Raw genomic sequence first — 13,300 nt, forward strand, 5'->3', positions numbered from 1 at the left:
GGCGCTCAGCCGTGGTGCCGCCAGTGCCAGGGCTCGTAGACGATGCCGTGCGGGTTGTCGCGCGGGTAGCTCATGGCGAAGCCGAAGCGGGCGGCATGCGCGCCCAGCCACGCGAAGGCAGGCGTGTGTTCGAAGGATTCCTCGGCCGGCGCCTCGCCCGGCGTGCCGATGTCCAAGGCGGTGCCGGCATGGTGCTCGCTGTAGCCGGGGGCGGCGTTGACGGTGAGGATCTGCGCGACCGTCTGCCCGCGCGCGAGCTTGCGTTCGAAGATCCCCAGCTGATACGCGTGGCTGCGATAGCCGGAGATCGCGTCAAGCCGCACCTGGTCGCGCCAGGCGGCGGCCTGCATCGCGCGCCAGGCGCGGCCGGCGGCGCGGCTGAGCCACAGCGGGCGGTCGTAGCGGTCGCGGCCGGCCAGCCACAGCGTGGCCGGTTCGGCGATCAGCGCCAAGCCCGTGCGCGCCGCATAGCCGTCGGCATCCAGGCCCAGGCGGTCCAGGCGCCGCCGCAATCCGGTCAGCGGCAGTTCCGCCTCGCCGGCGCCGGGCAGCGGGCGCGCGCCTTCGATCGCCTCCAGGCGATCCAGCGCCTCGTCGATGCCGGGCGTGCGGCTCCAGCCCGGCAGCAGGCCGACCAGGCCTTCGGGCAGCACCGCGGCCAGGTAGCGGCCATCGTCCTTGCGCCGCAGGACGCGCGAGGCGCGCGCCAGCACACGCGCATCGGCGTTGGCGCGGGCGCGCAGCAACGGCGCCGGCCACAGTTCCACCTCGGCGGTGTTGAGCAGCAGGCCGGTCGTAGGGGCGGGATGGGGCATGCGCACCACTCTAGCGTGCGTGGCCGCAACGCTCGCGCAGCAGGGCCAGCAGCCCGTGCGGATCGCGCACGTCCAGTAGCAGCGCGTGGCCGGCGGTGGTGGGCAGCCACAGCACCCGCCGGCTGTCGGCGAGGGCGACGAACGCCTTGCGCTTGTTGCGCAGCCGGTACCAGCCGCTGCGCAGGCCGGGCAGGGCATAGCCGCGGGTCTTGAGCTGCGGGCGCAGTTCGAGGTGCTCGTCTAGGTCGACGATGCGCGCCTGTTCCGGCTGCAGCTGCGACAGGGGCACGCGGTTGCGGAAGAAGGTCGTGCGCAGGTCCAGTTCGCCCTGGTCGATGACCAGCGCCTGGCGCCGCAGCGCCCAGTCCAGCCCGGCCCACAGCGGTACGGTCAGCATCCCCACCGACGCCAGCTGGATGGCGATGGCGCCGAGCACGCCGCCGGCCGGCTGAGGGGCCGCCCGCCCCGTCAGCGGCGCGATCGCCAGCGCGGCGGCGCAGAGCACCAGCGGCAGGCCGACGACCAGCACGAACAGCCACAGCCGCGCGCTGCCGGGCGGCGGCGTGAGCGTGGGCGCTGCGCCTGCCGCATGCGCGCGTGCTTGAGGCCTCATGGCCGCACCAGCCCGATGAGCGGAGTCGCCACGTGCAGCACCAGATCGGCGCAGAAATGGCCGAGCATCGCCATCTCCAGCCCGCGCCGCCAGTACAGCCAGCCGAACACGATGCCCGCCACGCCGTTGAGCAACAGGGTGCGCACCACGACACCGGGCGTGAGGCCCCAGACGTGCGCCGCCGTCGGCAGGTGGCCGGCGCCGAACAGCAGTGCCGCGACGAGGATCGCCGCCCAGTACACGCCGGCGCCGGGCAGCGCCTTGCGCAGGCGGGCCACGCTCCACACCAGCAGGGTCATCAGGAACAGCCGCAGCTGCAATTCTTCGGCGATGCCGCCATAGAACGACGCCAGCGCGCCATTGACGGCCGAGACCTGCGCGCCGAGGTGCGCAGGCGGATGCGCCATCGGCGGCAGCCAGTGGTCGGCCAGCGGCGACAGGGCCACGACCGCCAGGCCCGCGCCCAGGCCCAGCAGGGCGCTGGTGGCCGGTCGCAGCCGCGCCCACTCCGGCGCCGTGCGCGTGATCAGCCAGGCGCGCAGCACCGGGCTGCCCAGGCCGACGCGATGGCCCATGCGCAGGCCCAGCCAGGCCATCGCGCCGATGAGCACCAGCGCCTGCAGCGCCTGCAGCGCCATGACCAGGCCCAGCGGCACCGGCAGCCGGGCGAAGCGCTCGGGCATGGTCTGCGCCAGATAGGGCATCAGTGCCACCACCGCCAGCGCGGCGAGCGCGCCCCAGGCCGCGGCGAGCTTGAGATCGTCCACGCCGCGCGGCGCGGGCGCGAGCGGTGCAGGGCGCGCGTTCATTGCGGGCGCTTGAAAACGAGCACGATCGGCTGCGCCGGCGCCGGCACGATCAGGTTGACCAGCTCCCAGCCCTGGTTGCCCTGCCTGGTGAGCTCTTCCTGGACCAGCTCGGTCTTCAGGGCGCCCAGCAGGCTGGGCTTCACTTCCACGGTGAGATAGCTCCAGCGGCGATCGGTGCTCATGCGTCGTCTTCCTGTGGATCGGGGGTGGCGGGTCTGGGCAGGCGGCCGGCCTTGCGCAGCGCGTCGCGCAGCAGGTACTCGATCTGCGCGTTGAGCGAACGCAGGTCGTCGTCGGCCCACTTCTGGGCCGCGGCGAGCACCTCGGCGCTGATGCGCAGCGGGTAGGCCTTCTTCTCCGCCATGCGGGTCAGTCGTCCTTGCGCGGCTCGTGCCGGCGTCGGGACGCGGCGATCACGACGATCAGCACGACGAACACGCCAGCGGTGGTGGGTGTCAGCATGGAGGGAGGTCCTTGAAGCCGAAGATGGCTTTAGTACAGCGTGCCGGCGTTGACGATCGGCTGGGTGGCGCGATCGCCGCACAGCACCACCAGCAGGTTGCTGACCATCGCGGCGCGGCGCTCCTCGTCCAGCTGCACGGTGCCGCTCTTCTCCAGCTCGGCCAGGGCCATTTCGACCATGCCCACGGCGCCGGCGACGATGCGCGTGCGCGCGGCGATGACCGCGTTGGCCTGCTGGCGCTGCAGCATGGCCTGGGCGATTTCCGGCGCGTAGGCCAGGTGGCTGATGCGCGCCTCGATCACGTCCACCCCGGCCTGGGTCAGGCGCTCGTCCAGGTGGTGCTTGAGCTGCTCGCTGATCTCGGCCGGGTGGCTGCGCAGCGAGACCTGGCCGTCCTCGTGCTGGTCGTAGGGATGGCTGGTGGCCATCGCGCGCAGCGCCGCCTCGGACTGGATGTGCACGAAGCTCTCGTAGTCGTCCACGTTGTAGACCGCCTCGGAGGCATCGGTCACCTGCCAGACGATGACCGCGGCGATCTCGATGGGCGAGCCGTCCAGCTCGTTGACCTTCAGCCGGCCGCTCTCGAAGTTGCGCACGCGCAGGGAGACCTTCTTCTTGGCGTAGAAGGGGTTGTTCCAGCGCAGGCCGGACTGCTTGTCGGTGCCCACGTACTTGCCGAACAGGCTGATCACCGCGGCCTGGTTGGGCTGCAGCGTGTACAGGCCGATCAGGCAGAACAGCAGCGCCGCGGCCAGCACGATCGACGCCACCACGCGCGGCGCCGAGGCCACGCCGGCGCCATCCGGGTCGGGGCCCAGGCCGGTGGCGAACAGCCACACCGCGCCGGCCAGCAGCACCAGCAGGACCAGCAGGAAGGGAAGGCCGGGCAGGGAACGGACGGGTTGCTCTTTCATGGTGGTGTCCTCGGATGTGAAGAGAAAGATATCAAATTGATATCGTCCTGCAAGCGCCGTCCGTCGGCGCGGCGCGCGCAAGCCGGTCCGGGGACAAAGGGACGGGCTGGCTAGAATGGCCGCCCCTTCCGCCTGGATCCGCCGCCCATGACCACGCTCGGCACGCCGCGCTCGCCTTCCGCCACCCGCGTCCTGCTGCTCGGCTCGGGCGAACTGGGCAAGGAGGTCGCCATCGAGCTGCAGCGCTTCGGCGTGGAGGTGATCGCCGCCGACCGCTATGCCGACGCGCCGGCCATGCAGGTCGCCCACCGCAGCCACGTGCTGGACATGCTCGACCCGGCCGCGCTGCGCGCGCTGATCGCGCAGGAGCGGCCGCACCTGGTCGTGCCGGAGATCGAGGCCATCCACACCCCGACCCTGGTCGAGCTGGAAGCCGACGGCCTGCACGTCATCCCGACCGCGCGCGCCGCGCGCCTGACCATGGACCGCGAAGGCATCCGCCGCCTGGCGGCCGAGACGCTGGGCCTGCCGACCTCGCCGTACCGCTTCGTCGACACGCGCGAGGACTACCTCGCCGCGGTCGCGGCCATCGGCCTGCCGTGCGTGGTCAAGCCGCTGATGTCCTCCTCGGGCAAGGGCCAGAGCACGCTGCGCGGCGAGGCCGACATCGCCCCGGCCTGGGACTACGCCCAGACCGGCGGCCGCGCCGGCGCCGGGCGCTGCATCGTCGAGGGCTTCATCGACTTCGATTACGAGATCACCCTGCTGACCGTGCGTCACGCCGGCGGCACCAGCTTCTGCGCGCCGATCGGCCACTGGCAGAAGGACGGCGACTATCGCGAGAGCTGGCAGCCGCAGCCGATGAGCGCGGCCGCGCTGGCGCGCGCCCAGCAGATCGCGCGCGCGGTAACCGACGACCTGGGCGGGCGCGGGCTGTTCGGCGTGGAGCTGTTCGTCAAGAGCGATGCGGTGTGGTTCTCCGAGGTGTCCCCGCGCCCGCACGACACCGGCCTGGTGACGCTGGTGTCGCAGGACCTGAGCGAGTTCGCGCTGCACGCGCGCGCCATCCTCGGCCTGCCGGTGGGCGCCGGCGATGGCGAGACGATCGCGGCGCTCGCGCCTTCGGCTTCGTGCGCGATGCTGGCCCAAGGCCATGGCGTGCCGGTGTTCGCCCACGTCGAAGCCGCGCTGGCCGCGCCGGACACGGCGCTGCGCCTGTTCGGCAAGCCGCGCGTGGAAGGTCAGCGCCGCGTCGGCGTCACCCTGGCCCGCGGCGCCGACGTCGACGCCGCCCGCGCCAAGGCGCGCCAGGCCGCCGCCGCGATCGAGATCACCCTGGCCTGAGGCGGCCACGGTGGAGCGGCAGGCGCAGATGTCGTGGGCCGCACTGGGCGAGACGTTGCAGCCGCGGCATCGGCAGGCCCTCGACGAGCTCATGGCCTGGCTGCCGCAGATCGTCGAACCGGCGGGCGTGGTCGTGTCGGGCAGCATCGTGCGCGGCAATCCCGGGCCCTCCAGCGATCTGGATGTGGTCATCCTCCATGACGGCGCGTGGCGCCGGCGCGTGCAGCGCCGCTTCAACGGCGTGCCGGCCGAGCTGTTCTTCAATTCCCGCGCCTGGCTGCTGCACGCGATCCACAACGAGGCCGACGCGGGCCGGCCGGTGATGGCGCACATGCTGGCCACCGGTGTCCTGGTGACCGATACGCGCGGCGCGATGGCGGACCTGCAGCGCCTTGCTGCGGAACGGCTGCGGCGCGGCCCCGGCCTGGACGAGCCCGCCCTGACGCGCGAGCGCTACGCGGCGGCCACGCTGGTGGAGGATGCATTGGACTTCGTCGTCGAGCCCGACGCCGCCGATGCGGTGCAGGCCCGCGCGCTGGCGGTGGAGGCGCTGGTCGCCTACCACAGCCTGCGGCAAGGCCAGTTCCTGCCCCGGCCCAAGGAGCGCCTGGCGCTGCTCTCGCAAGCCGACCCGGCGCTGGCGGCGCGGTTGCGCCTGGCGCTCACCGGCGCGGGCGGGCAGGCCAGCGACGCGCTGCGCGCTGCCTCCGATCAGATCCTGGGCGTGGCCGGCTTCTTCGAATGGGATTCGGGCATCGATCCATCGCCGCCGCCGGTCGCGGGCGGCTGATCGCGGGCGTGTGCCTGCTTCCGGACAAGGCTTGCGCGGTCCGGATGGCAGGGAGGTTCAGGCCGATGCGGACGCGTGCGCGTCGATGGGCGCGGCCGGCCGCCGCAGCATGACAAGCACCACCAGCGCGGCGATGCCGGTGATGGCGCAGAGCACCCAGAGCAGCAGCTGCAGGGCATCGGTCTGCAGCGCGACCAGTCGTGACGCGGGCAGCGCGGGCAGCAGGCGCATGGCCTGCCCCAGGTCGCCGGCCGCCAGCGCGGCGGCGGCCGCCGGGATGTGGTCGCCCGTCGCGCCGACCCGCAGCAGCCGCGATTGCCCCAGCGCCGCGAGCAGGGCGCCCACCAGCGCCAACGCGATGCCTTCGCCGGCCACGCGCATGGTGCCGAAGATGCCCGCGGCCATGCCGGCGCGCGGGGTGGGCACGACGCTGACCGACAGCGCATCCATCAGCCCCCAGGGCAGGCCCGTGCCGGCGCCGATCAGCAGCAGCGGCGCCACCAGACCGGCCGGCGCGCCGTCGATCCGGGTCGAGAGCCAGGCCAGGCCCAGCGCGGCCACCAGCAGCCCCGCGCCGCACAGGCCGCCGGCGGACCAGTCGCGCGCCAGGCGCGCGGCCAACAGCGGCACGCCCAGCATCGGCGCCGACAGGGCCAGCATGACCAGTCCCGCATGCGCCGGACCGAGGCCTTCGATGCCGATCAGGTGCAGCGGCAGCAACACCAGCAGCACGACGTAGCCGTAGCAGGTCGCCACCGGCAGCACCTGCACGCCGACGAAGCGCGCGTAGCGGAACAGCGAAAGGTCCAGCATCGGCTGCGCACGCCGGCGCTCGATCGCGATGAAGACCACCAGCAGTCCCAGGCTCGCGCCCGCGCAGCCCAGCGTGCCGGCGCCGAACCAGCCGTGCAGCGGGACCTGCATCAGGGCCAGGGTCAGCAGCGAGACGGTGGCGGTGAAGGCGAGCGCGCCCGGCCAGTCCAGCGGGCCGCTCGCGGGCGCCCGGCTCTCCTGCATGGCGCGGCGCGCCAGCCACCAGGCCGGGCCCGCCAGCGCCACGCCGGCGGCGAACACCGCGCGCCATCCGAGCGCGGCCACCAGGCTGCCGGCCAGCAGCGGTCCGACGGCCAGGCCGGTGCCGAAGGTCGTGCCCAGCAGGCTGAAGGCGCGCAGGCGTGCCGGGCCCTCGAAACGCTGCGCCAGCGCCGCGCTGCCGCTGGCCAGGGAGGCGGCGGCCGCAACGCCCTGGCAGGCGCGCAGCAGATCCAGCCACAGCAGGCTTGGCGCCAGGCACAGCAGCACCGAACTGACAGCGAACCCGGCCGTGCCGGCCAGGAACAGGCGCCGCCGGCCGAAGCGGTCCGCCAGCGCGCCGGCCACCATCAACAGGCTGCCGAAGGCGAGCATGAAAGCATTGGTGACCCAGTTCAGCGCGGCGGCACTGCCGCCCAGGTCGCGGGCGATCGCCGGCACGGCCAGCGCGCCGGCGGAAAAGCTCAGTGGCATGGCCAGGCCGACGGCACAGACGGCCAGCAGCAACAGGCCGGCGTGCGCGGTGGAGACAGGGGAGGACGCGTGGGACATGGGCATCAGGGCAAGGGGAAACGTCCTTGCACGCTAGGGCGTCTGCAAAGCTCGAAAAAGCGCGCCGGTTTCCGTAAATTGAGGAAAAAATCTCCGCAATGAGCGCGGCATGGACCAGTTGTCCGCCATCAACGTCTTCGTCAAGGTCGCCGAGCTGCGCAGTTTCGTCGCCGCCGGTGCTTCGCTCGGGCTGTCGGCATCGGCGGTGGGCAAGCGGATCGCCGCGCTGGAGCAGTCGCTGGGCGCGCGCCTGTTCCAGCGGACCACGCGCCGCGTCGTGCCGACCGAGGCCGGGCAGCTGTTCCTGGAACGCTGCCGCCGCATCCTGGACGAGCTGCAGGACGCCCAGGCGATGCTCTCGCAGGCCCAGCGCACGCCGCGCGGCACCCTGCGCATCGGCCTGCCGGTGATCGGCTACCGCTTCCTGCTGCCGCTGCTGCCCGAGTTCCGCCGCCTGTACCCGCAGGTCGAACTGGACCTGGACTTCAACGACCGCATTGTGGACGTCGTCGAATCGGGCATGGACGCGGTGATCCGCAGCGGTGTGCTGCCCGATTCCAGCCTGATGTCGCGGCGGCTCGGGCCGTTCCGGTTCGTGCTATGCGCATCGCCCGGCTACCTGGCCCTGCGCGGCACGCCTGAAACTCCGGCGCAGCTGCAGGCGCATGACGCGCTGCGCTTCCGCTTCCCGACCACCGGCAAGCTGCAGCCCTGGGCGCTGTCGGGCGTCGAAGGCGACGCCGGCCTGGCAGTGACCGCGGTGCTGACCTGCAACAACATGGAGGCCCTGCGCGCGGCGGCCATCGGCGGCATGGGCATCGCCTACATGCCCGAATTCCTCGCCCGCGACGCGATCGAAGACGGTCGCCTGGTGCCGCTGCTGCCGGCCTTCATGGAGACCCCGGGGCAGTTCTCGATCCTGTGGCCGTCCAGCCGCCAGCTCTCGCCGAAGCTGCGCGTCTGGGTGGACTTCCTCAGCGAGCGGTTGTTCGTCTCGCCCTGAAGCCCGGGGGCCTGCGAAAGACGCGGATCGTCAGCGCTGCAGGTCCGCCCACACCAGGTGATGGTCGCTGCCATCGGCGATGGCGGCGTGCGGAGCGTCGCCGGCGGGCCAGAACACGCCGCCGCCCAGGTATGAGAAGCCCACCGAAGGCAGCACGTAATCCAGTCGCATCGCGCCGGCCTTGGGGCCGAAGTCGCCGGTGACCTGGGCCGGGGCGCCGCGATGGGCGATGCCCTTGGCGGCATAGGCGCGCGCGGCCGCCTCGCCACCGGCGCTCGTCGGCGTGGGATGGCGCAGCACGCGCGGATGTTCGAGCAGTTCGACGATGGCCTCGTGGTGGCCGTCGCCATCGACCGGGTCGTTGTTGAGATCGCCGGCGATGACGAACCGCGCGTCCGCCTCCAGTCCACCGCAGCGGCCGGCGTCGTCGCACAGCCACCCCGCGTCCGCGGCGTTGTCCAGGTAATGGCGCCACAGCGTGATTTCCTGCGCGTTGCGCGCGCCGTTGCGGTCCTCCGGCCCGTCGAACACCGGCGGCGTCGGATGCGAGACCAGGAAGTGCACCACGCCGCCCGGCGTGCGCACCGGCACGTCCCAATGCGACTTGGACGACAGCCGCAGCTGCGGCCAGGCCACGGCCGAATACCAGGGTTTGCCATTGCGCGGATCGATCGGGTTGGCCGCGCCGGGCACCTGCGACCACTTCAGCAGGCGGAAGCTGCGCACCGCGGCCGCATCGATCGGATACTTGGACAGCACCAGCATTCCGTACTGGCCCGGGTGCAGCCCATAGCCCCAGGCATCGTTGCCGGCCGCGCGCCCCTGGCCGCCGACGTGGCCATCGTTGTCCAGGTCCAGGCCGCTGGGCACCCCGGTGTTGACCTCGGCCAGATAGCGGTAGGGATAGCGCAGCGGCGCGCCGCCGCCGGGCTGGGCGAGTTCCAGGAAGCGATGCTGGAACAGGTCGGCGGCGCGCTGCGCGGGGTCGTAGTCGAACTCGTTGAGCAGCACCAGGTCCGGGCGCACGACCTGCAGCACCGCGGCGATCTTGCGCGCATGCGCGCTGTCGCCCTCCAGCTCGGCGATCAGCCCGCCCGCCTGGTCCGAATACAGCGAGGTGTTGTAGGTGGCCACGCGCAACGGTGCGGACGTGGAGGACGGCACTGCTGCGTCGTGCGCGCAGCCGGCAAGGGTGGACAGGGCCATCAGGCAGAGCAGGGAAGTCAGGCGCATCGGAGGATTCTATGCGCCGCAGATGACACCCGGCGCCTGGTCAGCCGCCAATGCCCGTCATTCCCGCGAAGGCGGGAGTCCAGCGGCTTTCGCATGAAGCCCAACGTCCCTGGATCCCCGCGTTCGCGGGGATGACGATGCAGCGGAAATCCCGTGGTACCCGCGTCCGCAGAAACGACAGTCGGCGCCTGTCGGGCGCTAGCCGACCACATCCTCGATGCGGTCCCAGCTGCGGCCGTCGAAGGCCTCCAGCGGCGCGAACCGGCGCTTGTAGTCCATCTTGCGATGGCCGTCGATCCAGTAGCCCAGGTACAGATGCGTATGCCGGTCGCGCCGCGCCCATTCGATCTGGCGCAGGATCGCCAGCGTGCCCAGGCTGCGCTCGGCCAGGTCGGGATCGAAGAAGGTGTACACCGCCGACAGCGCCGCGGGCACCAGGTCGGTGACGGCCACCGCGATCAGCCGGCCGTCCTCGCGCAGTTCGAGGAAACGCGTCTGCGACCAGCGCCCGACCAGGAACTGCTCGAACTCGGTCGCGCCGTGGTCGTCCATGCCGCCGCCGACATGGCGGCTGGTGAGGTAGCGCTGGTACAGGGCCAGATGCTCATCGCTGCGCTGGGCGGCGACCACGCGCGCCTCGACCCCCGCGTTGCGCGCCGCGCAGCGCCGCTGGCTGCGGTCGGGTCTGAAGTGCGCCACCGGAATGCGCACCGGCACGCACGCCCGACAGCCGTGGCAATGCGGGCGGTAGACCAGATCGCCCGAGCGGCGGAAGCCCCAGGACAGCGCGGTCGGGTAGAACATCGGCAGGCGCGGATCGCGCGGGTCGAGCACCAGGTCGCGCGCCGTGCGTTCGGGCCAGTAACCGCACGGATGCTCGCCGGTATGGAACAGCCGCACATCGTCGCGCGGCGGCAGGGTGCCGCTGCCCATCACGCCGCGCCTCCTTCGCCCGGCGCGCCGCACCCGCGCCGCGGCAGCGCGGCGGTGCAGGGTGGATGGGGCAGGGGCATTGGCATGGCCGCAGCATACTGTGCCCTTGCCGTCCCGCCATGTGAGATCGGGTCCAGGCCTGGGGAAGACGACTCTCGCGCCCGCCGCCGCCACGACGCCGCTCGGCGCAGCGTCTTGACGCGGCTGTCCGCCGTCTTAATGCGACCGCGACCAGGGTCAACGCCGGTCGGGGTGCGGCGTTCTCCTTGCCAGTGGCGCGTCGCCACGAAACTGGAAGGAAGCACGCATGCGCAAGACCCTGATCGCGTTTTCCATCGTCGCCGCGCTGGGCGCCGGCACGGCCTGGGCCGCTGGCCAGGACGCCGGCCCCCCGCCGCCGCCGCCCGCGCCGCTCAAGTCGCTGGACACCAACAACGACGGCAAGATCAGCCGCGCCGAGGCCGCCGCCAACCCCTGGTTGGCCAAGCAGTTCGACGCGCTGGACAAGAACAAGGACGGCGTCCTGAGCCGCGATGAGTTGCCGCATCCCCCGCGCGGCGAGCGGGGGCGTGGCCCGGGCGAATGGATGTCCCGCCTCGATACCAACCACGACGGTCGCATCAGCGCCGCCGAAGCCAAGGCCGACCCCAAGCTCGCCGCACGCTTCGCGCAGATGGACGTCAACAAGGACGGCTTCGTCGACAAGGCCGACTTCGAGTTGAAGATGAAGCAGCGCCGCGACGACTGGTTCGCCAAGGCCGACACCAACAAGGATGGCCTGCTGAGCAAGGCCGAGTTCGACGCGGCCAAGCCGGACGGCCCGATGCACGGCCCGCGCGACGGGCATGGTCCGCGCGGTCATCGCGGTGGCCCGGACGGCGTCCCGCCGTCCCCGCCGCCGCCGGCGGACGCGCCGGCCGGGTCGTAACCGGTCGATCGCGGTCAAGAGTAGAAGGGCCCCGCGCCGGTGACGGTGCGGGGTTTGCTTTTTAGAACGGAGAGCGAGACACGCGGGGGCACGCGCGCTCCGGTTTCCCTGTTTCCTGCTTCAAAGGCCCAGGCGACCGCTGGAGATCATCCCCCACACCAGGCCGCCGCCGCCCAGCGTCATGCCCAGCACGAAGCCCAACCAGGCCAGCAGCCGTTCGCGGCGGCGGTCGCGCGCGGCCTTGACCGGATCGCGCTGCGCCTCCACGGCATGGCGCCGCGCCTTGATGCGCGGTTCGACCACCAGACACAGATAGCTGACGCCGCCGAACAGTCCCAGCGTCAGCAGCAGCGGCACCAGCCAGCCGTGCCCCCAGAGCGCATAGGCGAACATGCCGACGACGAAGGCTAGCGAGAGCCCGGCGCTCATCGCCGCGCTGCGCTTGAGCTGGCTCCGCTCCTGCTCGTCCAGCGCGCCGCGCAGGTTGCGTTTCAGGCCGAGCCAGACGCCCAGGCCGGCGCCCGCCACGCCGACCCCGATGCTGCCCAGGCCGCCCAGCAGCACCTTGCCCGCGGTCTTGGCGCCGACCGAACCGACCAGCCCCAGTGCGGTGGCGGCGGCGGCCGGCGGCGCGCCGACTGTCAGCGCGCTGGTCACCACCAGGGTGAAGGCCGCTGCCGGCGCCGAGTCGCGCGCGAATTCGCCGAAGCGCGCCAGCAGCTCGCTGCGCACCTGCTCGCGCGCTCGCGACAGGCGCTTGCGCACGGCGGCGTCGGACAGGCCCAGCAGCGCGGCGACCTGCTGCGAGCGCTGGCCCTCGCGGTAGTACAGCAGCAGCGTCTCGCGGCTCTCGGCGGGCAGGGCGTCGATGAGTTCCAGCGCGGCGGTTTCCTGCTCGGTGGCCAGCAGGCGTTCGCCGGGTTCGGGCGCCGGGTCGGCGGCGATCGCGATGGCCAGCTCGGCGTCCTGCCCGGTCATGGCCGCGTGCCTGCGCGCGCGCAGGTGGTCGCGGGCCAGGTTGCGGGTGATCTGCCGCAGCCAGGGCAGGAAGCTGTCGTGGTTCTTCAGCCGGTCCAGCCGCTGCCAGGCGCGCAGGAACGCCTCCTGTGCGATGTCCTCGCTGGCGGCCACATCGCGCGTGATCGACAGGGCGATGGCGGTGACCGTGTTCTGGCAGGCCGACACGATCCGGCCATAGGCGGCCGGGTCGCCGCGACGGGCGGCCGGCAGTTCGTGGTGCAGCGTGGCGTCCAGGGTCAGGGCATGCATGGCGGGGCTTCCAGGTTGAAATCCTCCTCCATGACGCGCCGGGCCGCCGGATGTGACCGCTCAGCGCGGCGGCGAGGCCGGCGGCAGCACCGGGATGCGCACGCGCTGTTCGTCGTCCTTCAGCCCATCGTCCTGCGGCGTGCGCGCCTGGCGGGCGGCCGCCTGCGCGGCGGCGGCCGCCGCGGCTTCCGCCTGCGCCTGCTGCCGCAGCGCACGGTGGTGCAGGAACGTGAAGGCCGCCGCGGCCACGATCAGCGCCAGCAGCACCAGACGGATGCGCAGCGCCCAACGGCGCTTGCCGTGGACGTCCTGGTCCGGCTCGGCGAAGGCCAGCGGCTGCGCCACCCCGGGCCGGGTGGTCTCCAGCAGGCCCTGGGCACGCAGCAGTTCGCGCGCGCGCAGCTGGTCGTCGGCATGGCGCACCCACACGGTCGGCTGCTTGGCCTTGGGCGTGGGGTCGGAATACTTGAACTGGCTGCCGCGCCGGCCGTGGTAGGAGCGGCCGTTGCTGATGTAGGTGGCGATGCCGGCCTGTTCGAGCAGCTGGGCCACGCCCTCGACGGTTTCCACGCGCTGGCTGGTAAAGATCTGGCGCACGGCGC

General features: G+C 72.5%; 15 protein-coding genes. 4 read left to right on the forward strand and 11 right to left on the reverse strand.

All coding sequences use genetic code 11. The features are described from left to right. Window positions 1-5 precede the first annotated feature (5 nt). The 6 genes from LAJ50_RS06805 to LAJ50_RS06830 all read right to left on the reverse strand — a co-directional run bounded on the left by LAJ50_RS06805 (window position 6) and on the right by LAJ50_RS06830 (window position 3,614). Entirely contained in the window at window positions 6-815 is an 810-nt protein-coding gene (locus LAJ50_RS06805) for a M15 family metallopeptidase (protein ID WP_130551743.1), read from the reverse strand. Between the two features lie 10 nt (window positions 816-825). Then, window positions 826-1,428, reverse strand: a complete 603-nt coding sequence (locus tag LAJ50_RS06810; RefSeq protein WP_138652816.1) for a hypothetical protein — start codon at window positions 1,426-1,428, stop codon at window positions 826-828. Beyond that, window positions 1,425-2,237 carry a CPBP family intramembrane glutamic endopeptidase gene (locus LAJ50_RS06815; RefSeq protein WP_138652814.1) on the reverse strand — a complete coding sequence of 271 codons (813 nt, stop codon included), beginning with the start codon at window positions 2,235-2,237 and terminating at the stop codon, window positions 1,425-1,427. Before LAJ50_RS06815 ends, LAJ50_RS06810 begins: the two co-directional genes overlap by 4 nt. Beyond that, on the reverse strand, window positions 2,234-2,419 hold the full coding sequence (locus LAJ50_RS06820) for a DUF4177 domain-containing protein (protein ID WP_138652812.1): 186 nt from the start codon (window positions 2,417-2,419) through the stop codon (window positions 2,234-2,236). Before LAJ50_RS06820 ends, LAJ50_RS06815 begins: the two co-directional genes overlap by 4 nt. Continuing rightward, window positions 2,416-2,601: an Arc family DNA binding domain-containing protein gene (locus tag LAJ50_RS06825; RefSeq protein WP_130551747.1), complete on the reverse strand. Its 186-nt coding sequence runs from the start codon at window positions 2,599-2,601 to the stop codon at window positions 2,416-2,418. Before LAJ50_RS06825 ends, LAJ50_RS06820 begins: the two co-directional genes overlap by 4 nt. 128 nt (window positions 2,602-2,729) lie before the next feature. Then, window positions 2,730-3,614, reverse strand: a complete 885-nt coding sequence (locus tag LAJ50_RS06830; protein ID WP_138652810.1) for an SPFH domain-containing protein — start codon at window positions 3,612-3,614, stop codon at window positions 2,730-2,732. Window positions 3,615-3,761: 147 nt separating this feature from the next. On the opposite strand from LAJ50_RS06830, the gene purT reads away from it, so the two are divergent. Continuing rightward, a complete protein-coding gene (gene purT / locus LAJ50_RS06835; RefSeq protein WP_138652808.1) occupies window positions 3,762-4,958 on the forward strand; it encodes a formate-dependent phosphoribosylglycinamide formyltransferase in 1,197 nt (398 codons plus the stop codon). A gap of 28 nt (window positions 4,959-4,986) precedes the next feature. Next, window positions 4,987-5,748, forward strand: a complete 762-nt coding sequence (locus LAJ50_RS06840; RefSeq protein ID WP_138652806.1) for a nucleotidyltransferase domain-containing protein — start codon at window positions 4,987-4,989, stop codon at window positions 5,746-5,748. A 57-nt stretch (window positions 5,749-5,805) separates the two neighbouring features. Here the strand turns inward: LAJ50_RS06840 and LAJ50_RS06845 are convergent, their stop codons facing one another. Beyond that, entirely contained in the window at window positions 5,806-7,332 is a 1,527-nt protein-coding gene (locus tag LAJ50_RS06845) for an MFS transporter (RefSeq protein WP_224096499.1), read from the reverse strand. Window positions 7,333-7,441: 109 nt separating this feature from the next. Here LAJ50_RS06845 and LAJ50_RS06850 point away from each other — a divergent pair, with 109 nt between their 5' ends. Continuing rightward, window positions 7,442-8,335, forward strand: coding sequence for a LysR family transcriptional regulator (locus tag LAJ50_RS06850; RefSeq protein ID WP_138654560.1), 894 nt, complete (start codon window positions 7,442-7,444; stop codon window positions 8,333-8,335). Between the two features lie 30 nt (window positions 8,336-8,365). Here LAJ50_RS06850 and LAJ50_RS06855 read toward each other — a convergent pair whose 3' ends face one another. Together LAJ50_RS06855 and LAJ50_RS06860 are read right to left on the reverse strand one after the other, a co-directional pair. Continuing rightward, on the reverse strand, window positions 8,366-9,541 hold the full coding sequence (locus tag LAJ50_RS06855; RefSeq protein ID WP_224096548.1) for an endonuclease/exonuclease/phosphatase family protein: 1,176 nt from the start codon (window positions 9,539-9,541) through the stop codon (window positions 8,366-8,368). A gap of 225 nt (window positions 9,542-9,766) precedes the next feature. After that, on the reverse strand, window positions 9,767-10,501 hold the full coding sequence (locus tag LAJ50_RS06860) for an arginyltransferase (protein ID WP_138654558.1): 735 nt from the start codon (window positions 10,499-10,501) through the stop codon (window positions 9,767-9,769). Between the two features lie 307 nt (window positions 10,502-10,808). Here LAJ50_RS06860 and LAJ50_RS06865 point away from each other — a divergent pair, with 307 nt between their 5' ends. Then, window positions 10,809-11,429: an EF-hand domain-containing protein gene (locus tag LAJ50_RS06865; RefSeq protein WP_138654556.1), complete on the forward strand. Its 621-nt coding sequence runs from the start codon at window positions 10,809-10,811 to the stop codon at window positions 11,427-11,429. 120 nt (window positions 11,430-11,549) lie between these two features. Here the strand turns inward: LAJ50_RS06865 and LAJ50_RS20270 are convergent, their stop codons facing one another. Continuing rightward, window positions 11,550-12,698, reverse strand: a complete 1,149-nt coding sequence (locus LAJ50_RS20270; protein ID WP_138654555.1) for a sigma-70 family RNA polymerase sigma factor — start codon at window positions 12,696-12,698, stop codon at window positions 11,550-11,552. Between the two features lie 60 nt (window positions 12,699-12,758). Next, complete coding sequence (locus tag LAJ50_RS06875) at window positions 12,759-13,295, reverse strand: DUF2007 domain-containing protein (RefSeq protein WP_138654553.1); 537 nt, start codon at window positions 13,293-13,295, stop codon at window positions 12,759-12,761. Between the last annotated feature and the right edge of the window lie 5 nt (window positions 13,296-13,300).

This window comes from Pseudoxanthomonas sp. X-1 (assembly GCF_020042665.1).
In the GTDB taxonomy this organism is placed as follows: Bacteria; Pseudomonadota; Gammaproteobacteria; order Xanthomonadales; family Xanthomonadaceae; genus Pseudoxanthomonas_A; species Pseudoxanthomonas_A spadix_A.